The sequence below is a fragment of the Bacillus cereus group sp. BceL062 genome (genome assembly GCF_051780025.1).
Taxonomy (GTDB): domain Bacteria; phylum Bacillota; class Bacilli; order Bacillales; family Bacillaceae_G; genus Bacillus_A; species Bacillus_A toyonensis.
Genome location: NZ_JBPWGY010000007.1, coordinates 324,838 through 348,767, shown reverse-complemented (window position 1 = coordinate 348,767; position 23,930 = coordinate 324,838). Strand labels below are relative to the sequence as shown.

Here is a 23,930-nt window from a genome sequence, read left to right as displayed (position 1 = left end):
TTCCGTTTCCGTTAGTTTCGCTTGTAACTCATCTACTTTTTCTTGTAAAAGAGCAGCCTCACTTTTTTCTTCTACAGTTTTTTCACTGTTTTCTGGCGTGACAGCTTCTTCAACTTGCGCTTCTTTTACTTCTTCTACCACTTGTTCGTTACGCTCTTCCACAATTTTCACCTCCTTAAAAGGTATTAGGTATCATGCTTAGCATGATTACCTAAGCATTATATATTACACACAGCAATGAAAATTTCATCACTTGCGCGAATGTATTACTCTCATTTACTTTTTAAGTCCGTCTGTAAACTGTCTTGTAAATAACTGCAGTAAACTAATTACACGAGAGTATTGCATTCTCGTCGGACCTAAAATTGCAATTGTTCCAAGTTGCTCTTCTCCAATCGAATACGTTGCAGAAATCAAACTGCAATCCTCCATTGCCGTAGAAGAATTTTCTCTACCAATTTTCACTTGAATTCCGACTTGTTTATGACGCAAAATGTCATAAAACGCAGCCTCATTATCAATCATCGTCAGCAAAGATCTTACTTTATGAATGTCATGGAACTCCGGTTGCGAAAGCATATTCGCTTTCCCTCCAAAGTATATCTTTTCCGATAACGGAACTTGAAATGTACCATCTAACATTTTTATCGCACTATCGTAATTATGAACATACCCACGTAAAACTGTAACAATCTCTTTAAAGATTTTATTATGAAGTTCTGCCATCGGTACACCAGATAGCTTTTCATTTAAAATGTTAACCATTTTTTCTAAATCTGATAAATCAACAGATTCCGGAACGGTAATCGTTTTACTTTGTACATGCCCTGTATCCGTTACAATAATAGCGACTGCTGTTTGACGATCAAGCGGCACAATTTGTACGTTTTTAAGTTTATTTGTGCTTAACTTAGGCCCTAGAACAATCGCCGTATAGCTCGTAAGCTCTGATAAAATTTGAGCAGATTGCTGTGCAACTTTTTCTGCTTCAAAAATTCTTTCAGCAAATAAATCTTTAATTTGTACAATTTCATCGTTCGGTAAGTTTTGCGGCGCTAAAAGATGGTCTACATAAAATCGGTATCCTTTCTCAGAAGGAACCCGTCCAGAAGAACTATGTGTTTTTTCAATAAAACCTAATTCTTCTAAATCAGCCATTTCATTTCGAATAGTAGCTGAACTAAATGTGATTTCTTCTTTTTTAGCCAACGTTCTAGACCCAACGGGCTGCGCTGATCCAATAAAGTCATCAATAATTGTTTGTAAAATTAAGAGCTGACGTTCCGTAAGCATCTCATCATCACCTCTGTTAGCACTCTTTGTCTTCGAGTGCTAAATCTATTAATAACTTACCAAAATTGACATTCAATTGTCAACGGAAACGTCACGAAATAATGAATTTTTTTCACGTTTATGAAACATTTAATTAGTCAATCAAAAATGACTGGAACACTTCATTCCCTAATAATTTCCCTTTTCGTGTTAAACGCACATATCCATCTCTTTCTTCAAGCAACCCTTGTTCTTGATTGCCTTGTAACTGCTTCGCGAAAACTTGATCCATCTCCATATTGAATTTCTTTTGGAATGCTATTTTAGAAACACCTTTTGTTTTTCGAAGTCCTAAAAACAACTCTTCTTCCATTTTTTCCTTCTCAGTCACTTCATGAACATCTAAATAAGGAAATCCTGTTTCATCAATTTTATTAAAATATTGCTTCAGCGGACCTACATTTTGAATACGTTCCCCATTTACATAACTATGAGCTCCAGCTCCAAAACCATAATACTCTTCATTATTCCAGTATGTGAGATTATGTCTACTTTTATTGTCACCTTTTGAGAAATTACTAATTTCATACTGGCTATAACCGTGTTTCTCCATTTCATCCATTACCATTTCATACATTTTCGCTTCATGGTCTTCACCCGGAAGACGCAATTTCCCTTTATTCATTAAGTTATAAAACACTGTTTTGGGTTCCACAATTAATGAATATGCCGAGAAATGTTGTACACCAAGCGTAAAAGCAATGTCTAATGTTTCCTTCACATCTTCTATCGTTTGTCCTGGCAAAGCATAAATAATATCTACATTAATATTTTTAAAGCCTACTTCTTGAGCTTCTCGAATCGCTAGGAATGCATCTTCCCTCGTATGCTTGCGCCCGATTTTCTCCAGCAGTTCATCACGGAACGTTTGCACACCAAAACTAATTCGATTCACTCCACCTTCTAGCAGTACATTCAACTTCTCTTTCGGCAGATCTCCTGGATTCGCTTCAAATGTCAATTCACAATTCGGAGCAAACGGACGCAAATGACGATTAATAATCTCGAGTAATTTTTTTGTCTGTTCCATATTTAATGCTGTCGGCGTTCCTCCACCAACAAAAATCGTTTTCATACTATCAAACGGTACTTTTTGAACCGTATTTATTATTTCTTTCTCTAAGTACTCTAAATATTGATCTACCGGTTGGCGTTCAATAAACACTTTATTAAAATCACAATAGTGACAAATATGCTGACAAAACGGAATATGAATATATGCTGCTTGTACCAAATATAACTCCTACCTTTCTAAAAAGAAAACCTCCGCACTCCGGAGGGTTCTCTACTTCTCTAACGTATTACGGATTTGTTCCATTCGCATTTTTCCCCAATCATACATCATTTCAACGATTGGTAAAAGTGACATGCCTAGTTCCGTCATATAATACTCAACACGAGGAGGAATTTCGGGATATACTGTTCGATCAACAATCCCATCTTCCATTAACTCTTTTAATTGGTTCGACAAAACTTTATGAGAAATGCTTGGGAATAACCGTTGTAATTCGCTAAAACGATGAGGCCCTTCCACACCAAGATGCCACAGTATCACAACTTTCCACTTTCCACTAATAATAGAAAGCGTCAATTCCTTTTCACAATTAAAATTACCATTTTGTAGTTTCTCTTGAATATCTTTTCGAATATTTTCGGACATTAATAATCTCCTAACTCTGTATAAACTAAAAAGCTCTCTCACTATTGTAAATGAGAGATACTAAGATGTCTAAAAAGTAATGATACAGAAAAAAAGAAGCCGCATAAACGACTCCTTCTTTTTTTATATTAGTTGTCATCCATTTTCAGTACAGCCATGAATGCCTCTTGCGGTACTTCTACAGAACCAACAGACTTCATACGTTTTTTACCTTCTTTTTGCTTATCAAGAAGTTTACGCTTACGAGAAATGTCACCACCGTAACATTTTGCAAGTACGTTTTTACGCATCGCCTTAATTGTAGAACGTGCTACAACCTTGTTTCCAATAGTAGCTTGAATTGGCACTTCGAACTGTTGTCTTGGAATCAATTCTTTTAATTTCTCTACGATTACTTTACCACGGTCATACGCTGAATCACGGTGCACAATGAATGATAAAGCATCCACTTGTTCATTATTTAAAAGAATATCCATTTTCACAAGTTTAGACGGTTTATAACCAATTAACTCGTAGTCAAATGATGCATATCCTTTCGTATTTGATTTCAATTGATCGAAGAAGTCATATACGATTTCTGATAACGGGATTTCATATGTTAATGTAACACGCGTTTCATCTAAATATTGCATATCAATAAACGTTCCACGTTTACCTTGGCAAATTTCCATTACAGCTCCAACATAGTCATTCGGAACCATAATTGAAGCTTTAACAAACGGCTCTTCTACACGATCGATAGACTGTGGATCTGGCATATTAGATGGATTATCAACAATAACATCTTCACCGTTTGTTAAATAAACTTTATAAATAACGCTTGGCGCTGTTGTAATTAAGTCAATCTTAAATTCACGTTCAATACGTTCTTGAATGATTTCCATGTGAAGTAATCCTAAGAATCCACAACGGAAACCAAATCCTAGCGCTTGAGATGTTTCTGGTTCAAACTCAAGAGCAGAATCGTTTAACTCTAATTTTTCTAACGCATCACGTAAATCGTTATAACGAGCAGAATCAATTGGATACAGCCCACAGAATACCATCGGGTTTAATTTACGGTAACCTGGTAACGCCTCTGCAGCCGGACGTTTCGCATGTGTAATCGTATCACCAACACGTGTATCACCTACGTTTTTAATAGATGCTGCTAAGAAACCTACATCACCTACAGTTAACTCATCACGCTGCGTTGTTTTCGGTGTAAATACACCTACTTCTGTTACTTCAAACTCTTTACCAGTTGCCATCATACGTACTTTATCGCCAACTTTTACCGTTCCGTTTACAACACGGATATATGCAATTACACCACGATATGGATCATATAAGGAATCGAAAATCATACATTGTAACGGCTCTTCTGAATCACCCGTCGGAGCTGGTACTTTTTCAACGATTTGTTCTAAAATGTCCTCAATACCAATGCCTGCTTTTGCCGAAGCAAGTACAGCTTCCGATGCATCTAAACCAATTACATCTTCTACCTCTTGACGTACGCGTTCTGGATCCGCACTTGGTAAATCGATTTTATTAATAACTGGTAAGATTTCTAAATTATTATCAAGCGCTAAATATACGTTTGCTAATGTTTGCGCCTCAATCCCTTGCGCTGCATCAACAACAAGAATTGCACCTTCACAAGCCGCTAAACTACGAGATACTTCGTACGTAAAATCGACGTGTCCTGGCGTATCGATCAAGTGAAGAATATACTCTTCACCGTCTTTCGCTTTATACGTTAATTGTACTGCATTTAATTTAATTGTAATACCGCGCTCACGCTCTAAATCCATAGAGTCAAGCAACTGAGCTTTCATTTCGCGCTGTGTTAACGCGTTTGTTTTCTCCAAAATACGGTCTGCCAACGTTGATTTCCCGTGGTCAATGTGAGCAATGATGGAGAAGTTACGAATTTTGGACTGTCTTTTTGCTCTTTCTTCTTTATTCATCTATGTTCTCAACTCCTAATAGTCTCGCCAATATACACTAGCACTGATTATATCAATAGAGCAGCAAAGATTCAATGAAAACTCGTGCTGCTTACAAGACAAATCATTCTATCTATATCTTATGCGAACAAACCATAAGAGACAAACCTTTTTCAAATTAAAAAACGGCTGTCGTACAAAACGATAAGACAACCGTTCTTCCTGCTACTCTTAGCTAAAAATCTCTTTCACTTTCCCAACAACTATATCCGTTCCAAACTTTGTTATTTCATAAGCAACACTTGCTATCGCCATACCAATTCCTTCTACGACATTAAAACTTCTTAAACTTTCTAATTGTTTTTGTTTCTCAATAGTTGAAAACGAACTTCCCAAAATTTCTGATTCAGCACTCGCACCCTCTGTCCCTGTCATATGAGCTATTTGTTCATACGACAGCTGCTGATAACCTTTCATACTTTTCAAACCATGATTAGCAAGCGCAACTCCTGCTATCATCATAAGTAAACATAAAACTGTACTACATATACACAGAAGTGCAAAACGACTTAAACTATCATCGTCTCTCCCCCTCAATGTGTATATGCTCCTGTATTATCTTGGTCAATTTGATGATGCAGCGCTGCATTTAACCCACTCGCTATTACATTTGCCATATCCTCTATAAAAGCATCTACTTCTTTTGGGGTCACCATTAAATTATGACCGAGAGGAGACAGTACTTCATAGATCAATTTTCTTTTTTCTTCTTCTTCCAACGTACCAATAGCACCTAAAAACATATTCCGACTTTTTTCATCCGGCATATCTTCTTCTGTTAATTTTTTCTTTTCTCCGAATGAAAATCCCGCTGGTAATAAAGACCGTGACGGCTTATGTCCCTCTTTCATCTCTCTTCCAAAGTGCTTCAAAATAAAATCGATCGTATCACTCGTAATAGAAACTGCGTCTACTACAGTTGGAACACCAATCGCAATAACAGGGATTCCTAATGTTTCTTTACTTAGCTCCTTACGTTTATTCCCAACACCAGATCCAGGATGAATCCCTGTATCCGAAATTTGTATCGTACTATTTACACGTTCAATAGAGCGTGCAGCTAACGCATCAATTGCAATTACAAAGTCTGGCTTCGTCTTCTCAATGATTCCATAAATAACATCGCTCGTTTCAATTCCTGTAATTCCCATTACTCCCGGACGAATTGCACTAACAGGCCTAAAACCTTCTTCTATACTTTCAGGCTGCAATTGAAACAAATGTCTCGTTACCAATACGTTTTCTACAACTATCGGTCCAAGTGCATCCGGTGTTACATTCCAATTCCCAAGACCAACAATTAAACAGCTCGCTTCTTTTGTAACGCCAACCTCTTCTAAGAAATAAGAAAATTCTTTCGCAAAAATACGCTCTACCTTTTGTTGCAGTTCCGTATCTTGTTGACGTATACCTTGCACTTCAAGCGTTAAATAATTTCCAGGTTTTTTACCCATCGATTCAGATGCAACTTCATCAATTGTGACTTTTGTAATTGTAATACCCTCTTCTTCCCTCTCTTTTACAATAACTCCTTGTACCCCTTTTTGTTCTTCTTGGCGTTCTTGCAACATTTGATGCGCTTCTACAGCAAGGTCAGTTCTAACACTATATTTACTTAAATCTAATGGTTCTTTCATCGTATCTCCTCCGTAATTCATAGTAAATATCGTTAGATTTCCCAAAGTTATATAAGGTCATTCTTTCCTTTACGTGAAATTTCATTGATATACTATTGCAATTCTCTTCACCGTTTGATAGAATATCACTTGTTCTATGTTAAGAATCGAGTCATTCGATTGCACCAGGGAGGTGAAAAGTATGGCAAACATCAAATCTGCTATCAAACGCGCTAAACTTAGCGAAGAGCGTCGTGCACATAACGCTTCTATCAAGTCTGACATGCGTTCTGCTGTTAAAACTGTAGAAGCTTTAGTTACTAATAACGATCTTGAAAATGCTAAAGAAGCTTTCAAAACTGCTTCTAAAAAACTTGACAAAGCAGCTCGTAAAGGTCTTATCCACCAAAACGCTGCAGCTCGTCAAAAATCTCGCTTAGCGAAACAAGTAAACGCGTAAGGCGTTTAAAAAACGATCCATTTGGATCGTTTTTTTATATACAAAAAAGTTCACGTAACAAGTACATGAACTTTTTTGTATCACTACATATGATTTAGCCGCAGCAGGAAAAACTCAAGCACAAGTTTCTTATCCATTTTCCCCGTCTTCATACTATAATCAGCTTCCGCTAATTCTATAATAACTTTTTTTAATTCTTCAAAAGAGAAAAACTTCGTTTGATTCATCGCCAACTTTACACGATACGGATGTACACCAATATGAGACGCGATTTGATTTTGTCCGTAACCACGTTGTTGCAACTCTTTCACTTGATGCAGCAAGCGGAATTGACTCACTAATAACGCAAGCAATTTAATCGGTTCTTCCTGCTGCGTAAATAATCCATCTAAAATTTGCATTGCACCCGCAATATCCTTTTTCACTACTTTTTCTGTCAAAGCAAATACATTTTGCTCCACAGACTTCGGCACAAGCTCTGTAACAAGTTTTGGTGTAATCTCTCCGCCCATACCAACGTATAACGTTAACTTGTCCATTTCCTTCGCCAACATCGTTACATTACTTCCCACAAGCTCTAATAACAAACTAACAGCTGCATTATCAATATGCACATGTACTTCATCAGCACGAGCACCAATCCATTTCTGAACATCTTGCACTTGCATCGCATTCGCTTCTACTACATCCGCTGTTTTCTTTAATAGTTTTGTAATTTTTTTTCGTTCATCGAGTTTTTCGTAAGGCGCAACAAAAACAAGAATAGAAAATGGAGAAGGTTCACCAATATATTCTTCTAAAATTTTTATATTTTGTTCTAACTTTTCTTTTTGTGAAGTTAAAAAAAGTGGTGATTTCATTAATAGTACTTTCCGTTCCCCAAAAAAAGGAAGTGTACGCGCATCCTCAACCACATCTTCTAAATACGATTCTTCCAAATCGTATGTCACAACATTAAATTCTCGATCTTCCTCTTCAAGTGCTTCTGTTGTAATAAGCTTTATCGTTTCATTTATAAAAAACGCTTCCGTTCCATACAGTAAATATAACGGAGCAAACTGCTTCTTTTTAATTTTTTTATGTATATCACTCATACTTTTTTCCTACTCCCTAACTTGGCAATATATATTTATACTAATGCCCTAGCTTTTGTTTTACAAGTACAAAGGAACAGGCTTTACAACCCGCCCCTTTATTTATATTAAACGCCACGCAATAAGTCCCGGGTTTCTTATTGGTGTGCGGTAATCACCTTCCCTTTATTATTCACAATAAAAATCCGAGTATAAGTGCCAACTCTTAACATGCTTGGAAACGAAAAACTCATGTCACTTAACGAACTAGAAAGTAGTAAAAATACTCGGTTCCTCTTCATATGGAAATTGTAGATTTTTTTCTGACAATATTTTATACTAAAGTGGAATGTTGGGGAGGGATTCTAAATGAATGATTTTGAACAAAATGTTCAAAGTAAACGCAATGACGCTATTGATTCAGGGGTAGGATTTATCGTCTCATTTGGTTTTTTCGCAACACTTTTCATTATTGCAACTGTTATTAAATTCATCGGTTCTTAAAGGCTGCCATTTCATGGCAGTCTTCTCTTTTTCATCTATTATGTATTTCATCATATGTGATTTTACTTTTAAAGGTTCCGGTTTCCCCTTTAAAAACATAGGAAATAGCACCTTGTTTATCCGTTCGCCATATTTCAGTACCCATCTTCTCAAAACGCTCTATCACCTCCTTATCCGGATGTCCATACCTATTTCGTTCTCCCACAGAAACAATCGCTATACTAGGCTGTATAAGCCTCAAAAAAGGTGCTGTAGATGACGTTTTACTCCCATGATGCGCAACTTTTAAAACATCCGCCCGTAAATATGGATATGTCGATGCTAAAAGTTCCTCTCCCTCTTCTTCTAAATCACCTGTAAACAGCCATGTTAATCCTCCTAATTTGGCCCACATTACAATTGAAGAGTTATTTTCACTTTTTTCTTTCCCTTTCGGAGCTAGTATAAAAAATTCTGCTCCATTCATACTCCAATACTCCCCTTCTTCCACTATACTTATTTTCACTTCTTTTTCTAATGCCTTTTTCTTTAACACCTTTTCTAATACTGTCTCTTGTTTCTTTTGACCAAATACAACTTCTTTTACAGTTATATACGATAATAAATCCGATGCGGCACCTATATGATCCGCATCTCCATGCGTTATGATTAATTTATCAATTGTTTTCACACCTTCCTTTTGCAAAAAAGGAACAAGAATATCGTGACCAACAGAAAATTCATGCTTTTTCCGTTGCCATTCTTCTTTATTTATCCGAAGTGTTCCACCTGTATCAATAAGATAAACCCCTTTATCATATGGAAGTCGAATTAATATTGCATCACCTTGTCCAACATCAATAAATGTCACACTCCCACTCTCGCGAAAATACGGGTATACATAATGACACGTGCTAATAAAAAGAAAGCCACTCATGACTATGAACACAATTTTTTTCGGCATCCCTCTTTCCAAGACGATCAATATACTAATAATTATCACACAGTATACAACTATAAGAAGTATGGGTGTTTGCCCGAAAACTAGGCGGGTAAACGGTAAGCTTTCACAGTAACTTAGTAAATTATTAGAAATATTTAAACCTACTGACAGTACATTCGCAAGTCCTTTTGCGAGAAATGGGATAATTGGTATAAATACCAGAATAATAATACTACATGGTAATACAATTATAGATAAAAATGGAACGTATATGAAGTTGAGGAAAATACTATATGGAGAAAAATAACCAAAATGATATAACAAAATCGGGGTACTAACGAGCTGCGAGATAATAGAAATATAAATAGCATTTCGAATTACTCCATTACTATGCCTTAGTAGTATCGGAGCAGATAAAATTAAAGCGAAACTACCTACAAATGAAAATTGAAATCCTATATTAAAAACAAGATATGGGTCGTATATAAGCATACATATAGCCGTTATACTTAAGGCATCTAAACTAGATAAGCGAACAGAACAAATGAAAGCAACCAACAATAAAACACCTGTTATAGAAGCTCTTATAACAGACGGTGATGCGCCTGCTATAATCATGTACACTGGAATACAAACAATTAGAAATACTGTCGCCATCTCCTTCGTCACACCACTTCTCAGTAAAACAAAGTAAACTATCACCATTAACAGAACAATATGTGACCCTGAAATCGCCAATAAATGCACAAGACCAAATTGCTGATACTGTTCTTCAACTTCAAACGTCATTTGTTGTCGGTCACCAAATAATAATGCATTCATAAAAGCACCTGATTGCTCTGGAAACATTTCTGTAACTTTAAAGATTATGTGCTGCCTATAAAAAAGAATCCATTGCACAAATGATAATGATGTTTTTTGGCACTCAGAAATATATGTAGCATGGAATATAAAATGAATATTTTGTTTATATAAATAATCTCGGTAATCAAAACTATGAAAATTCCGAGCAGTTTGCGGTTCTTTCCTCTCACCTTTGAATACACAGGATACTCCCGCATATAATTGTTGTAATTGTTTCTTTTCCAAGGCTGATTTCATTTTGTAACTTAACTGCACTGTATTTTTATTCTGATCTTCAAATTGAAAAGATAGGCGATCCCCATTAATAAGAGGTGTATTTTGTATCACCCCTCTTGTAGCTTCATAGGGGTCTCCTAGAGGCTTATTTTGTCCTTGAACATACGAAGTGTACATAGCACCACTAAAACACGCTATCATACAAAAAATGAAGGTTTTACGCGAAGTACGATATAAACAGAAGAAAACATATAAAACGAAACAACAAGCAATCCATAAAAATGACAAGGAAAAGGCGATTGCAATCCCCATTATAAAAGAGATTGCAATATAGCCCCATTGTTCATGCAACTTATACTCACTCCTTATAGCATCATTTTTGCTTTCGTGAATACATGCTGTAATTCTTCCATTGATAAATTATCTTTTTCGAAAGACGCAAATAATTCTTTTAACTCCGTATAACGTTTTTGCTCCTCTAATGCAGCAATATCATATTCTAGTGGAACGTGCTTCACTGTTACATTCGCTTGTTCAAATAACTCTATGGCGTATGGATGATTTTTATAATCCTGCGCATAATAAACCGCTGTAATACCACTTTGAATAATTGCCTTACAACATTGTAAACAAGGGAAATGCGTAACGTAAATTTCTGCTTCCTCTGTTTTCGCACCAAACTTGGCACATTGTAATAAAGCATTCATTTCTGCATGAATTGTACGAACACAATGATTATCAATGACATAGCATCCATCATCGATACAATGCACCCCACCTTTAATTGAACCATTATAGCCGCCAGCAATAATCCGCTTGTCACGAACGATTGTTGCCCCTACTGCAAGTCTTGTACATGTACTACGTAAAGATAACAAATGACTTTGCGTCATAAAATATTGATCCCACGAAATTCGTTCCATATTTTTCACCTTCTTTTTTGTCTACTTGTAGTGTAGCGAATGAAGAAAAACTTCGTCAATCTTTTACGGAATAATAATTTGATCTTTTATTTTTTCCAAAGACTTCACACCAATCCCATCAATCTCTAATAAATCTTCTATTTTCTGAAACGGACCATGTTCCTCTCGATATTTCAAAATACTTTCCGCTTTTCGAGAGCCAATGCCTGTGATTTTTTCAAGTTGCTCTTTAGAAGCTGCATTTATTTGAACTTTCCCTTCCCCCTTTGAAGAGGTAGCCACATCTTGCACTTGCTCATTTTTATTGGGTACATAAAGAATCATTTGGTCTTGTACAATTTGTGCTAAATTCACCTTCTTTATATCTGCCTCGGGCAAAAAACCACCCGCCTTTTCAACGGCATCCTTGAACCGATCCCCTTCTTTCATTTCATACACCCCCTCTTTAACAACGGCCCCTTTCATATCAATTAGTATTTTTTTCTGTTCCTTTGCATCTAATATTTTCGGTTTACTTTTTTTCTCTACATCTTTCGCCTGAACATCCGTTGCAATGACCGATCGCTCTGTATGCTGGTTTGTTTTCCAGAAAAAAAGAAAAAGTACAGTTACAATAATAGCTACTAACCCCAACCATTTTTTCGGAAAATCCCACATCATTTTACACCTCTAATCATAAATTTATAACATCATTCATATTGTTTAGGAGAAAGCTGTTACGAAGGAGGGATGAAACATTGAACATAGGAATTATAGGGACAGGAAACATGGGGAATATACTAATCGATGCATTTTTAGAGACCCGTGCTGTCAAACCTTCGTGCCTTACAATCATTAATCGGACGCCTGCCAAAGCATATCATATAAAGGAAAAATACCCTTCTATTCATATAGCCAAAACAATCCCAGAAGTACTCGAACAATCACAACTTATTTTTATTTGCGTTAAACCGAAAGATATATACCCTATCCTACAAAAATATGCTGAATATTTTTCTGATGAAAAGTGCTTAGTTTCTATCACAAGTCCAATATCTCCATCACAATTAGAGACACTTGTACCTTGCCACGTCGCACGTATCATTCCGAGCATTACAAACCGCGCCCTATCTGGCGCATCATTATTTACATTTGGAAGTAAATGCTCTGAAGAGTGGCAACAAAAACTACTTCGGCTATTCAAAAAAATTTCTACTCCACTTGTAATAGAAGAAGATATAACGCGCGTTTCATCTGATATAGCAAGCTGCGGCCCTGCATTCTTTAGTTATTTATTACAATGTTTCATTAACGCTGCTGTAGATAAAACAAATATTACACATGAAGAAGCTACTACTTTAGTAAGTGAAATGGTCGTTGGAATGGGGAAATTACTTGAAAAAGAGATTTTCACATTACCTACCTTACAAGAAAAGGTATGTGTCAAAGGCGGCGTTACAGGAGAAGGTATTCTAGTTTTAGAAGAACATGTTGGAGATATGTTTCATAAATTAATCGAACGGACACACGAGAAGTTTGATGAAGATCTAAAATGCGTTAATCAGCAATTCAATAAACACACATAATAAATACGCCATCGCCATTCCAAATCCTTTTTATTAATACGTATCTTTTTTATGCTACATTTTCACTAAAACTAGCATTTTTGTACTTTACATGTATCATCTTTTTAATATTCTAGAAATAAAATCAAATCTTTTCTAAAAAACAAAAGCAACCTTATCGGTTGCTTTTGTTTTATCCATTCTTCTTCGCCATAAAAAAGATGCGCTCTGTTTGTTCTGTCACTTCAATTCGTTCAAAGTCTCCTGTGACGCGAAGCACTGTAAATCCAGCCTCTTCAAGCCATTTCGTTAATTCTTCAACCGAATATGCTCGTTGCACGTGACATTCATCAAAACGATGATATACATCTTCTTCTGGATCTTGTACAAAGAATGTCAAATCATGTTCCACACTATTGGATTCTTCTCCAGGGAAACAGTTCCAAATAAGTGATATTTCCTCGCCATTCACTGTATATGTTTCATTTTGAAATACGTGATGTATTTTATATAAAGAGTGTACGTCGAATAAAAACAAGCCATCTTGACGTAAATGATGGAAGACTCTTCTAAACGTTTCTTGCACTCCATCTTCTTGCAATACATAGTTTAACGAATCACAAAAGATTGTTACACAATCAAATTCACCAGGAACATCAAGTTCTCTCATATCTTGTTGGTAAAAAGGAAGAAAATAACCTTCTCCTCCTAATTTCTGCTGTGCGACAGTTAACATTTCTTCTGAAAGATCGACACCAGTTAAATCATAACCTTTTCGCATAAGCGGTAGTGTTACGTTACCAGTTCCACATGCTACATCAAGAATTTTTGCCTCTTTCATGCCCGCATGCTGCAAACTTTCCTCTGTGAACTCTACCCATTTATCATACGGGACATCATTCATCAGTTCGTCATACAGTAATGCAAATTGTTCGTATTTCATTGATCTAACTCTTCAGTAATATCTTCACGTGGTACATCGCCCCATAGACGCTCTAAATTGTAGTGATCACGCTCATCTTTATGGAATACATGAGCAACCACATCACCAAGGTCTACTAATACCCAACGAGCCTCATCAAAACCTTCCATACGTTGTACATTAATTTCGAATTCATGCGCCTTCGCTTTAATTTCACGCGCAATTGCTTGCACCTGTTTATCAGAGTTTCCGTGACAAATAATGAAATAGTCTGCAATTGGTGAAATCCCTTGCATATTTAGTACAACCATATCTTCTGCTCTCTTATCATCAGCTGCTTTTGCTGCTAATACTAATAAATCTTTATCTTTCATTTAATAATTTCCTCCTTGATAACTGCATTGTATGTTTGGAATGTTAATGGATAAATCGTTTGATCTTTTTCCATTAAAAATTGAATTGTTCGCTTTAAAGCAAACAGTAACGCTTGATTTATATCTTTATATGCGAGTTTTCTCGCTTCTTCTACACCAGGAAACTTACGCCCCGGCTCAATGTAATCTGCTACATAAATCACTTTATCTAACATCGTCATTTTCTCATGACCACTTGTATGGTATGTAATAGCTTGCAAAATTTCAGGATCCGTAATGCCTACTTCTTTTTCTACTAAGTATGCCCCAACAGGTGCATGCCATAACTCTTTGTTATAGTGAAGTAGATCCTTCGGCAAACCTTCCCCCTTAATAATCTCTTCCATTTCTGAAATCGCTCTACATTTTGCATAATCATGAAAGATAGCAGCTGTTTCTGCCTTTTTCTCATCTACATCATATAAACGAGCCAGTTCAATCGCTGTTTCCATTACACCTATTGTGTGTACATAACGCTTTTCATGCATTTGTTGTTTGACAATATGAAGTGCTTCCTCACGATTCATACAACCCATTCCTCTCGATATATACCTGTACTTTTTCCGGAAGTAAATATTTGCACGTTTTCTTCTCCATATACCTCTCACGTAACAAAGAAGAAGAAACTGCAAACTCTGGAATTTCCACTTTTACAATATTATAAGGCGTATGCAATGTATAACCTGGTCTCGTAACTCCAACGAAAGTTACAAGTGTAAGTAACTTTTCAATGTTATACCACTTTGGCAAATACTCAACCATATCTCCACCAATAATAAAGTGGAACTGCACATCCGGATACTTTTCCGTTAATTGTAACATAGTGTCATACGTATAAGATGGGCCTTCTCTGTTTAGCTCTTCTAAACAAATTGAAAAGTATGCTTCTTCCTCAGTCGCACGCTCTAACATCTTTAAACGACTTTCTACACTTGTAATATTCCGCCCTTGTTTATGTGGCGGAATTTGATTTGGCAGGAACCATACTTCTTCCAAGTCCAAAGCGTGATATACTTCATTTGCAATTAGCAAATGCCCATAATGAGGCGGATCAAATGTACCGCCAATGATGCCAATTTTTCTCAAAAGAAACGCCCCTTCCTTTTACATACAGCAACTCTCTTCCTATCAATTCGAAGAGAGTTCACTGTTAATAAAAGTTCAATTGGTTTCGCTCTCTACATCATTAAGCACTAGCAATAAAAGTACCGCATGCTAATCTTTTTATCGAGGAAGCTTAATTTGTTTATTTTCTCTTGATTCTTTATATAAAACAATTGTGCTTCCAATTACTTGAACGATTTCAGCACGTGCACCTTGTGCAAGTTCTTCTGCAACTTCACGACGATCGAATTCACAATTTTGTAGCACGCTCACTTTAAATAATTCACGAACCTCTAATGCTTCTCCAATTTGTTTCACCATATTTTCATTTACGCCGCCTTTTCCAACCTGAAAAATTGGTGTTAAATGATGTGCCTGTGCACGTAAAAATCTTTTTTGTTTTCCTGTTAACATATAATTAGCCTCCAAGCTTTCTCATTACTAATTGTTTCATTCTATCAATATTTGGCACGCGTCCTGTCCACATTTCAAATGCAAGTGCTCCTTGATAAACAAACATATCAATACCATTTTGAATGATTGCACCTTGCTCTTTTGCCTCACATAAAATTTTCGTTTCAAATGGATTATAAATTATATCTGATACAATTGTTCCTTCTTTTAAAGAACAAATTTGTAATGGCGTATGTTCGACATGCGGATGCATACCTCTTGTTGTCGTCTGAATGATAATATCATAATTCCCTTGTTCTTCTGTCGCTTTTTCTAACGATAAAGCAACAGAATGAACATCAGCCGCACATGCAGCAATAAGTTCTTTCGCCTTATCGACTGTACGATTTGCTACATCAATTTCTTTCACACCTACATCAGCAAGAGAAAAATAAATAGCTCGGCTAGCACCACCAGCGCCAAGTAATAAAATACGTTTCTCTTGAAGTGGTTCACTACTAATTGACTGTAAGGCTCGGAAAAAACCGATTCCATCTGTATTGTAGCCAATTAATTTTCCATCCTTATGAACCACTGTATTTACTGCACCAATTTGCCTTGCTAGTGGGTCAATCTCATCCAAATAATCCATAATAGCAACTTTGTGCGGAGTTGTTACATTAAATCCTGAAATACCTAACGCTTTTAAACCTCTTACTGCTTCCCCTAGCCCTTCTTCTACAAGAAACGCATGATAATGGGCATCCATATTCAAGTGTTCAAATGCATCGTTATGCATAACGGGCGATAATGAATGTCCAATTGGATTTCCGATTACACCATATAATTGTTTCATAAATCCCTCTCCATATTAAATTAAAGATTTACGCAATGAAACACTTACTCCTTTTGGTACGTGAGCAACAATTTTTGCTCCTGATTCGTTTACAGTAACCCATCCTAATCCAGAGAATACAACGTCCGTTTTCGGTTCACGAATATTAAACTCGTATTTCACCAGCTCAGGCATATTTTCTAATTCTTCTGGTGTTGGCGGGCTTAGTAAATCTCCGGCATGATTTTTATACAATTCATCTGCTTTCTCAAGCTTTGTACGATGAATTGTTAAACGATTTGAGAAGTGACAAGTAAACGCACGACGACCACCACTTACATAATCAAAGCGTGCCAATCCACTAAAGAATAATGTTTGTTCCTCATTTAATTGGAATACCATCGGCTTAATTTCTTTTGTTGGTGTAATAAGCTTTAAGCTTTCCTTTCCAACATAATGAGCCATTTGATGGTGGTTAATAATACCTGGCGTATCATATAAAGAAGATTCTTCGTCTAATGGAATATCAATTAAGTCAAGTGTTGTTCCTGGGAAATGAGATGTTGTAATTACATTTTCAGTCTCATCACTAAATTCTTTAATCATACGATTAATAAATGTAGATTTTCCTACATTCGTACATCCAACAACGTAAACATCTTTGCCGTCGCGATAATACTCAATAGCATCCGCTAATTCAGCAATCCCTTGTCCCTTCGCTGCACTAATTAAAAAGACATCCTCTGGCTTTAATCCTAACTGCTTTGCACTATAGCGCATCCAATGCTTTACTTTATCATGTTTTACTGACTTAGGAATTAAATCCGCCTTATTTCCTACAAGTAATACTTTATTATTTCCTACGAAACGATGTAAGCCAGGTAACCAGCTACCATTAAAATCAAAAATATCTACAATCTTGACTACTAATGCATCTGACCTTCCAATTCCATTTAGAATGCGTAGGAAGTCATCATCTGTTAGCGATACATCTTGAATTTCATTGTAATGTTTCAAGCGAAAACAGCGTTGACAAATCACTTGCTCTTTTTCTAAAGATGAGGCAGGCGCATACCCAACTTCATTTTTATTTTCTGTTTGAATTTCTACACCGCAACCAATACATTTAATTGTTTCAGTCAAACTTTATTCCTCCCAGTTAATTAAACCTTTTTTCTTCATATTTTTCATAATTCTTCGTTCAATTTTTCGATTAAAGCGAGTCACCAATCCATCCGTTTGCGCTACTGGCACAACTAAGATTGTATGAAGTCCTACACGATTTCCACCAAGCACATCTGTAAGCAACTGATCCCCAATTACTACAACTTCATCCGGCTGCAGGTGCATCTCTTGTATCGCACGCTTAAATGCACGAACAAATGGTTTACGTGCACTATGAATAAATGGAATATTTAATGGATCAGCAAAGTCTTTCACACGTTGCTCATTATTATTCGAAACGACCGTTACTTGAATGCCTTGCTCTTTCATTTTTAAAAACCACTCTTCAAGTTGCGGCGTTGCATTTGGACGATCCCATTCAATTAACGTGTTATCTAAATCAGTAATAACTCCTTTAATTCCACGTTTTTTCAAATCTTCTGGTTGAACATGATATACATTTTTCACATATTCATTTGGTAAAAATAATTTCAATTTCTTTCACCTCTTTGAGGATTTTTCGTAAAATTTTTCGACAACATTTTTCGATATACAACCTGTGGATAAAATTGTACACACTTTCCACATTAATTTTTCAGTCAATTTGGAATTTACTAACAATCTATACACAATTTATCCACTGTGGTATGTGGATAACCACTTGTTTGTGACTGTCATATTTTTTTGGTACATTAAATGCAACAACGAATCAATCCTTATATTATTAGGAGGTGACTCACCTTGAAAACAAAACATATGGAACAGTTATCTACTGAGTTACTCACTGAGTCTTATTATAAAGCAAAAGAACTAAAATTAAATCCCGACTTCATTTTACTTATAAAACAAGAAATTATTAGACGCTCATTAGAGGACAAGCTTGCCAAATCTTCTTGAGTACATATAGATTACTAATAACCTGTAAAAAGAGCCATCCTACGATGGCTCTCGAATAAACAAGTACTCCCATCTAGGGGATTTCATCATTAAGCATCTTTGTCCATAACTCTTATTTACGATTATAAAATCTTCTCTTTACTTGTGAGTTAATCGAGTAGCAATTTTTTCACCGAGACGAATTTCTTGTCCGCTCTTCAAATTCTGCACTACTTCTATCATATCTTTTTCAAACAATAATACAACTGTTGAACCAAATGTAAAGTATGCCATTTCTTCACCTTTTTGAACAGTACTTCTTTCATGCAAAAGCTCAATACTATTAACAAACATAGCCCCTACTTTTACAAGTGCCATATGTTCGCCGTTACTATTCACTTCTGTAACAGAACGATAATTTTTTGACAGTGGTTCTTTACCGTATTCCATACCAGCTGCATTTACCGGATATGATTTTCTACCGAGTACAAATCTTTCAGTCACAGCCCCAGAAAGTGGACTATGAATGCGATGATAATGACTTGGACTCAAATAAATGACCATGTATGTACCGCCTGCATATCGCTTTGCACGTTCTTCATTACCTAGCATATCCACAATTGAATAACGCTTACCTTTAATATCAAATGTTTTTGTATCCTCAATAGGACCGTGGTCAGCAAAAACACCATCAACAGGGCTAACGATACTCGATGTATCTGTATCAATACTACGCTTTCCTTCTTTTAGCCTACGCGTAAATAAGTCATGCAATGTTCTATATTCCTTCAAACCCTTTTCCATCTCATCTTGATTAATTTGAAAAACTTTCGCATATGATGGAATTATGATGGAGCTCAAACGAGATTGTGCAAATTTACGTAATATATAAGAAGTAAAGCGACCATTTGTAAGTTCTATCATAAGTCGATATAATGTACGTCGCAAATTGCGAAACCTCCTAACCAGTCTATAACTTTAGTTTTCCCTTATTTTCTTTCTATATCATATGTAAAACTGGTTCTTATTCCCACATATCATATAGAACTGTTCATTATGCAAATCGAAAACTAAGTTAAGTATGGTATTATTCTTAAATTGTTTAGCACCCTCTAATATTACAGATAGAATCCGTCATTTTCAACAGTGAACATGTATTTCTTCTTAATACAACTCGTTTTCTTTCCTTATTTACAAAAAGAAAAGCAGCCCATTTTAAAATTTGGCTGCTTGCAATGCACATTATTCTTTCGCTTTTTTCTCTTTCTCTGCTCTTACAAATTCATGGAACATTTTCATTAACGCACGCTTTTCAATTCTTGATACGTAGCTCCTTGAAATACCAAGTGCCTTCGCAATCTCCCGCTGCGTTTTCTCCTTATCAAGCCCAAGTCCAAAACGCTTTACGATAACTTCTTTCTCTCGTTCGTCTAAAATATCGATATACTCTTTAATCTTTTCTAACTCCATACTAAGCTGAATCATATCAATTACATCTTCAGACTCAGATTTTAATATATCAATAAGCGATATTTCATTCCCCTCTTTATCTTGCCCGATCGGATCATGAAGTGAAACGTCTTTTTTCGTTTTCTTTAGTACACGTAAATGCATCAAAATTTCGTTTTCAATACAGCGTGCTGCATACGTCGCAAGCTTTGTTCCTTTCCCTGCTGAATAACTCTCAATTGCTTTAATGAGCCCAATTGTACCAATTGAAATTAAATCTTCTGCATCTTCTCCTGTGTTTTCAAATTTTTTAACGATATGAGCTACAAGCCGTAAATTATGTTCAATTAAAAGATTTCTCGCTTGAGCATCACCTTGCTCCATTAACTCTAAGTACTTTCTCTCATCATCTGATGATAACGGCTGCGGGAACGCATTATTCTTCACATAAGAAACAAAGACAAACACTTCTCGAACCATATATCCAATTGCGGCGAATAGACTCAAACCTTTCACCTCCGCCAAAATAGTGGTCTTTATTATGTGTATGTGGGCGTGAGGTTGTTTGTGTCTGTACGATATCATTCCAATATGTTTTTACACATAATATTTGTCTCAAAAAGCTTTGCTACATATACTTAAACAAAAGATTGGAGAGTGGAATATGAAACATTTCATTACCCTCTTGTTCATAAGTAGCTTGTAAGAGATGAACTCCTTGTACGCTCTTGCAAGCTACTTGTACTACAAGGAGTAATTATACAAATATGAAATTTGAAAGAACACGTGCTTATACAAGGCACCAACGTCAGCGTACGATGCGCCGAAAGATGATTATCGTAAAACATGCATGAGGACATACACCTAAAACAGCTGTTATTTTTGCAAAAGGAAAAATTCACTGTTCCTGTGGAATGTGCACAACAAAGTGGAGAACAGAAGGACCACCTGCTAGTGTACAAAAGTGGTTATACAAAATCGATATATACGAAGAATAAATCGTTATTTCTAAAAAAAGGTCTTCTCTCGAAGACCTTTTCCTTATTCACTCCAAATTTTCTCCCCAGTATGCGCATCAATATAACGAATTTCTCGACTACAATCGAAGGATTCTTTATGATTTTCATCCGTTGTTTGTTTATACAGTAGTACGTAGTTCGTTTCCTCTACATCATTTTCTAAAAACCATTCTAAATTCACTCGCATGGCCCCTCTGTATATTTCTAGCGCTTTTTCTTTTGTTATTTTTATTGTTGTTTCATATGTAAGTAATTCTTTTATAAAGTTGCTAGACTCTCCGGAGTAGTGCATCACAGCACCATTTTCTGCATTGATATTGACCCTAAATTGGTTATACTCTGCTGGAATACCATTCACATATACGGAAAAGGTAAACCTTTCAATCCCATCTTCTGCTTCTTCACGTTCTTCCCAAAGACGTAGATATTGTGTGACATCTGGAATAACTTGTTCCAAAAATTGAAGTGCTTTTTGTATGCATTCCTCTCTAGACAGTATTTGCTTTACTTCATTATCGTCTGTCAGTTTTATAAAACCAGTTAATTCATTGGTAGATTTATCAATCATAATGCCAACAAAATTATTATATTTTAACATCGGTAAATGCTTTTTAAAAAATTCATTCATTAAATATGGATTCTTTTCTTCTTTCTGTTTCTGTAATTCCTCTTTCGGAACAAATTTCATCCTTATTTCATAATCATTTTCCTTCTCAGCTACTTTTGTAAAATTTTCTTTATCCCAATCAAACAAATCGAATATATCATCTTGTCGAATACCTTTTTTCGGGTTTTCAACAGCTACAGTTAGAGGCAATTTATAATGATCTGTTCCAAACAAATCTTTACCTGTACTTGCATCAATAAACGCATGACTAGGTTCTGGTTCATATACAAGATGATACCCTTTTACTTCCTCACCATTTTCATATTTACATGAAGAATGTGTTAAATCTACAAATACAAGTCTCATATCTTGTCTAGCTTTCAGATTTTCTAAAACGACGTTCTCCTCAACAATTTCACTTGGCCATAACGGTTTTTTCTCAATAGCTTTTTGTCCATTATAACGAAAATGTACAACATCGCCTGAAGGATGAACTCGCACAACACACCCTGCATTCGGTAATGGGTAGCCATTCACTTCTTGCATATAATTTACTTCTTTCCACCCACGCCTGTCATCCTTAACCGTTATATATGTATAAAACTCATATCCTTCTTTTGTATATTTTTTTAAGAATGCATTTGCAATCTCTCTTGCTTTATTCTCATCTATCGCTTCCTTACCACTCGAAAAATAAATTTCATCATCTATACTAAATTCAATTAAATTACCAGTATGTCTATTCAACGTAATTTGTATCGTTCTCTCCTCATCCTCTTTATGCTCCCACCATACTAGATGATATGGGTCATCCACACCTTCTTGATCATCTACAACAAGCCTATATTCATCTGGAATGTCAATCATATGAGCCACTTGCTCTTTTCTTTCTTTATCTTTTTGATTCATCATACCTCTCCTTGTATTACAATTTAAGGTAATTATAACAAACAAATCCAAAACTTATTAATAAAAAAGACTAGAGAAATCTCTAGTCTTTTACTTCGTTTCACGATGTAACGTTACTCGCTTTAATCGTGGACAATATTTTTTTAGTTCGATGCGCTCGGGATTGTTTCGTTTATTTTTTTTAGAAATGTAATTACGATCACCGCACTCCGTACAAGCTAATGTAATATTTACACGCATATGTAATTCTCCTCTCTTTCAAAGATCGCAACTAAAACGTAATGATTACGATTTATATATTATATAACTTCATTCTATTTGTCAATTACACAACAAAAGGATTCTAAATAGAACCCTTTTGTTTTTAGTAATCTATCATTTTGATTAAAACGATTCGTATGTAACGAACTCGCTAATTGGCTTTCGATATCCTCTAGGACGAATTTTAGTAGTATCACTTTTCCCTATCGTAACCATTAAAACAGGTACTATATGCCCTGGCATATTCAACTCATTTTGTACTGCTTTTTCATCAAAACCAATCATTGGACACGTATCATAGCCGTAATATTTAGCAGCGTACATAAAAGTCATTGCGCTTAACGAAGCATTTCTAATCGCTTCCTCTTCCATGAACCGCTCTCCTTTTCTTTCATATAACCCTTTCGTTTGCCTAATTGTATCTTCATATTCACATTCATCAATCATTTTTAAAACCTTCATACCAAAATAAATATTTTCAACATTTTGATACGCTCTCTTATCACCACAAACAAGCACTACAGCAGATGCACTCGCTACTTTATATTGTCCGAAAGCTAATTCTTTTAATTTTTCTTTTCGCTCTTGATCACGAATTACGACATAACGTGCATGTTGCAAATTATAACAAGAGGGGGAAAGCTTTGTTAACTCAAATATTTTTTTAAAATCCTCATCAGGGATTTCTATGCCTTGTATAAATTTCATTGCGGAACGCCTAGCAGTTGCCAATTCTTCAAAGTTCACCATATATCCTCCTTAATAACTATAAATTTAAATATACATTAATTTATACAAATGAATAAATCAAATTAAAACACTTTAAATTACAGATAATAATTATGATTTACAAAAAAAAAGACAAAAAGCTGA

27 protein-coding genes and 2 pseudogenes are annotated in these 23,930 nt (G+C 35.7%); 5 read left to right on the top strand and 24 right to left on the bottom strand.

Translation table 11 applies throughout. The features are described 5' to 3' along the window. From ACS2MN_RS18685 to gpr, 7 genes and pseudogenes are all read right to left on the bottom strand, one after another. Window positions 1-162 (bottom strand): annotated as a pseudogene (locus ACS2MN_RS18685) (nucleotide exchange factor GrpE); the annotation flags it as partial. A gap of 114 nt (window positions 163-276) precedes the next feature. Next, on the bottom strand, window positions 277-1,293 hold the full coding sequence (gene hrcA, locus ACS2MN_RS18680; RefSeq protein ID WP_000954961.1) for a heat-inducible transcriptional repressor HrcA: 1,017 nt from the start codon (window positions 1,291-1,293) through the stop codon (window positions 277-279). 133 nt (window positions 1,294-1,426) lie between these two features. Then, entirely contained in the window at window positions 1,427-2,566 is a 1,140-nt protein-coding gene (gene hemW / locus ACS2MN_RS18675; RefSeq protein WP_000249450.1) for a radical SAM family heme chaperone HemW, read from the bottom strand. Between the two features lie 51 nt (window positions 2,567-2,617). Beyond that, window positions 2,618-2,992, bottom strand: coding sequence for a winged helix-turn-helix transcriptional regulator (locus tag ACS2MN_RS18670; RefSeq protein WP_001293547.1), 375 nt, complete (start codon window positions 2,990-2,992; stop codon window positions 2,618-2,620). A gap of 128 nt (window positions 2,993-3,120) precedes the next feature. Then, entirely contained in the window at window positions 3,121-4,944 is a 1,824-nt protein-coding gene (gene lepA / locus ACS2MN_RS18665) for an elongation factor 4 (RefSeq protein WP_001030961.1), read from the bottom strand. 210 nt (window positions 4,945-5,154) lie between these two features. Next, window positions 5,155-5,520, bottom strand: a complete 366-nt coding sequence (locus ACS2MN_RS18660) for a YqxA family protein (RefSeq protein WP_087949253.1) — start codon at window positions 5,518-5,520, stop codon at window positions 5,155-5,157. Continuing rightward, complete coding sequence (gpr, locus tag ACS2MN_RS18655) at window positions 5,517-6,620, bottom strand: GPR endopeptidase (RefSeq protein WP_087949252.1); 1,104 nt, start codon at window positions 6,618-6,620, stop codon at window positions 5,517-5,519. The genes ACS2MN_RS18660 and gpr overlap by 4 nt, the downstream gene beginning before the upstream one ends. A gap of 181 nt (window positions 6,621-6,801) precedes the next feature. Here gpr and rpsT point away from each other — a divergent pair, with 181 nt between their 5' ends. Beyond that, window positions 6,802-7,059: a 30S ribosomal protein S20 gene (gene rpsT, locus ACS2MN_RS18650; RefSeq protein ID WP_001274011.1), complete on the top strand. Its 258-nt coding sequence runs from the start codon at window positions 6,802-6,804 to the stop codon at window positions 7,057-7,059. Between the two features lie 83 nt (window positions 7,060-7,142). Here the strand turns inward: rpsT and holA are convergent, their stop codons facing one another. After that, window positions 7,143-8,153: a DNA polymerase III subunit delta gene (gene holA, locus ACS2MN_RS18645; protein ID WP_001279927.1), complete on the bottom strand. Its 1,011-nt coding sequence runs from the start codon at window positions 8,151-8,153 to the stop codon at window positions 7,143-7,145. 348 nt (window positions 8,154-8,501) lie between these two features. Between holA and ACS2MN_RS18640 the strand changes: the two genes are divergently transcribed. Then, the gene (locus ACS2MN_RS18640; RefSeq protein ID WP_000997609.1) at window positions 8,502-8,636 is read left to right on the top strand and encodes a YqzM family protein; all 135 of its coding nucleotides are present in this window, start codon (window positions 8,502-8,504) and stop codon (window positions 8,634-8,636) included. A gap of 31 nt (window positions 8,637-8,667) precedes the next feature. Here the strand turns inward: ACS2MN_RS18640 and ACS2MN_RS18635 are convergent, their stop codons facing one another. The 3 genes from ACS2MN_RS18635 to ACS2MN_RS18625 form a co-directional block, all read right to left on the bottom strand. Then, entirely contained in the window at window positions 8,668-10,989 is a 2,322-nt protein-coding gene (locus ACS2MN_RS18635; RefSeq protein ID WP_346994372.1) for a DNA internalization-related competence protein ComEC/Rec2, read from the bottom strand. A gap of 14 nt (window positions 10,990-11,003) precedes the next feature. Further along, window positions 11,004-11,561: a ComE operon protein 2 gene (locus ACS2MN_RS18630; protein ID WP_000439772.1), complete on the bottom strand. Its 558-nt coding sequence runs from the start codon at window positions 11,559-11,561 to the stop codon at window positions 11,004-11,006. A gap of 63 nt (window positions 11,562-11,624) precedes the next feature. Next, window positions 11,625-12,221, bottom strand: a complete 597-nt coding sequence (locus ACS2MN_RS18625; protein WP_000989943.1) for a helix-hairpin-helix domain-containing protein — start codon at window positions 12,219-12,221, stop codon at window positions 11,625-11,627. Window positions 12,222-12,298: 77 nt separating this feature from the next. On the opposite strand from ACS2MN_RS18625, the gene comER reads away from it, so the two are divergent. Further along, the gene (comER, locus tag ACS2MN_RS18620) at window positions 12,299-13,126 is read left to right on the top strand and encodes a late competence protein ComER (protein WP_001020546.1); all 828 of its coding nucleotides are present in this window, start codon (window positions 12,299-12,301) and stop codon (window positions 13,124-13,126) included. 172 nt (window positions 13,127-13,298) lie between these two features. On the opposite strand, the gene ACS2MN_RS18615 is transcribed toward comER, so the two are convergent. The 8 genes from ACS2MN_RS18615 to ACS2MN_RS18580 form a co-directional block, all read right to left on the bottom strand. Next, window positions 13,299-14,048 (bottom strand): class I SAM-dependent methyltransferase, encoded by a 750-nt coding sequence (locus ACS2MN_RS18615; RefSeq protein WP_000873061.1) that lies wholly within the window; start codon window positions 14,046-14,048, stop codon window positions 13,299-13,301. Continuing rightward, window positions 14,045-14,401, bottom strand: coding sequence for a ribosome silencing factor (rsfS, locus tag ACS2MN_RS18610; protein WP_000653199.1), 357 nt, complete (start codon window positions 14,399-14,401; stop codon window positions 14,045-14,047). The genes ACS2MN_RS18615 and rsfS overlap by 4 nt, the downstream gene beginning before the upstream one ends. Beyond that, on the bottom strand, window positions 14,398-14,967 hold the full coding sequence (yqeK, locus tag ACS2MN_RS18605; protein ID WP_001078249.1) for a bis(5'-nucleosyl)-tetraphosphatase (symmetrical) YqeK: 570 nt from the start codon (window positions 14,965-14,967) through the stop codon (window positions 14,398-14,400). The genes rsfS and yqeK overlap by 4 nt, the downstream gene beginning before the upstream one ends. Continuing rightward, window positions 14,957-15,526 carry a nicotinate-nucleotide adenylyltransferase gene (locus ACS2MN_RS18600; RefSeq protein WP_001226036.1) on the bottom strand — a complete coding sequence of 190 codons (570 nt, stop codon included), beginning with the start codon at window positions 15,524-15,526 and terminating at the stop codon, window positions 14,957-14,959. Before ACS2MN_RS18600 ends, yqeK begins: the two co-directional genes overlap by 11 nt. A 138-nt stretch (window positions 15,527-15,664) precedes the next feature. Continuing rightward, window positions 15,665-15,958: a ribosome assembly RNA-binding protein YhbY gene (yhbY, locus tag ACS2MN_RS18595; protein ID WP_000955228.1), complete on the bottom strand. Its 294-nt coding sequence runs from the start codon at window positions 15,956-15,958 to the stop codon at window positions 15,665-15,667. A 4-nt stretch (window positions 15,959-15,962) separates the two neighbouring features. Then, window positions 15,963-16,793 carry a shikimate dehydrogenase gene (aroE, locus tag ACS2MN_RS18590; protein ID WP_346994373.1) on the bottom strand — a complete coding sequence of 277 codons (831 nt, stop codon included), beginning with the start codon at window positions 16,791-16,793 and terminating at the stop codon, window positions 15,963-15,965. A gap of 15 nt (window positions 16,794-16,808) precedes the next feature. Beyond that, on the bottom strand, window positions 16,809-17,915 hold the full coding sequence (yqeH, locus tag ACS2MN_RS18585) for a ribosome biogenesis GTPase YqeH (protein ID WP_000140803.1): 1,107 nt from the start codon (window positions 17,913-17,915) through the stop codon (window positions 16,809-16,811). 3 nt (window positions 17,916-17,918) lie between these two features. After that, a complete protein-coding gene (locus ACS2MN_RS18580; RefSeq protein ID WP_000765312.1) occupies window positions 17,919-18,431 on the bottom strand; it encodes a YqeG family HAD IIIA-type phosphatase in 513 nt (170 codons plus the stop codon). 246 nt (window positions 18,432-18,677) lie between these two features. Between ACS2MN_RS18580 and ACS2MN_RS18575 the strand changes: the two genes are divergently transcribed. Further along, window positions 18,678-18,833, top strand: coding sequence for a sporulation histidine kinase inhibitor Sda (locus ACS2MN_RS18575; protein WP_000850093.1), 156 nt, complete (start codon window positions 18,678-18,680; stop codon window positions 18,831-18,833). 138 nt (window positions 18,834-18,971) lie between these two features. Here the strand turns inward: ACS2MN_RS18575 and ACS2MN_RS18570 are convergent, their stop codons facing one another. Next, window positions 18,972-19,760, bottom strand: a complete 789-nt coding sequence (locus tag ACS2MN_RS18570) for a phosphatidylserine decarboxylase (protein ID WP_001254987.1) — start codon at window positions 19,758-19,760, stop codon at window positions 18,972-18,974. Between the two features lie 294 nt (window positions 19,761-20,054). Further along, on the bottom strand, window positions 20,055-20,768 hold the full coding sequence (gene sigK / locus ACS2MN_RS18565) for an RNA polymerase sporulation sigma factor SigK (RefSeq protein ID WP_000051382.1): 714 nt from the start codon (window positions 20,766-20,768) through the stop codon (window positions 20,055-20,057). Window positions 20,769-21,028: 260 nt separating this feature from the next. On the opposite strand from sigK, the pseudogene ACS2MN_RS18560 reads away from it, so the two are divergent. Further along, a pseudogene (locus ACS2MN_RS18560) lies at window positions 21,029-21,259 on the top strand (hypothetical protein). A 43-nt stretch (window positions 21,260-21,302) separates the two neighbouring features. Here the strand turns inward: ACS2MN_RS18560 and ACS2MN_RS18555 are convergent. The 3 genes from ACS2MN_RS18555 to ACS2MN_RS18545 all read right to left on the bottom strand — a co-directional run bounded on the left by ACS2MN_RS18555 (window position 21,303) and on the right by ACS2MN_RS18545 (window position 23,807). After that, on the bottom strand, window positions 21,303-22,799 hold the full coding sequence (locus ACS2MN_RS18555; RefSeq protein ID WP_015000978.1) for a YcdB/YcdC domain-containing protein: 1,497 nt from the start codon (window positions 22,797-22,799) through the stop codon (window positions 21,303-21,305). 87 nt (window positions 22,800-22,886) lie between these two features. After that, window positions 22,887-23,036 carry a 50S ribosomal protein L33 gene (gene rpmG, locus ACS2MN_RS18550; protein ID WP_001265617.1) on the bottom strand — a complete coding sequence of 50 codons (150 nt, stop codon included), beginning with the start codon at window positions 23,034-23,036 and terminating at the stop codon, window positions 22,887-22,889. A gap of 144 nt (window positions 23,037-23,180) precedes the next feature. Next, window positions 23,181-23,807 carry a nitroreductase family protein gene (locus ACS2MN_RS18545; RefSeq protein ID WP_000245989.1) on the bottom strand — a complete coding sequence of 209 codons (627 nt, stop codon included), beginning with the start codon at window positions 23,805-23,807 and terminating at the stop codon, window positions 23,181-23,183. Window positions 23,808-23,930 lie beyond the last annotated feature (123 nt).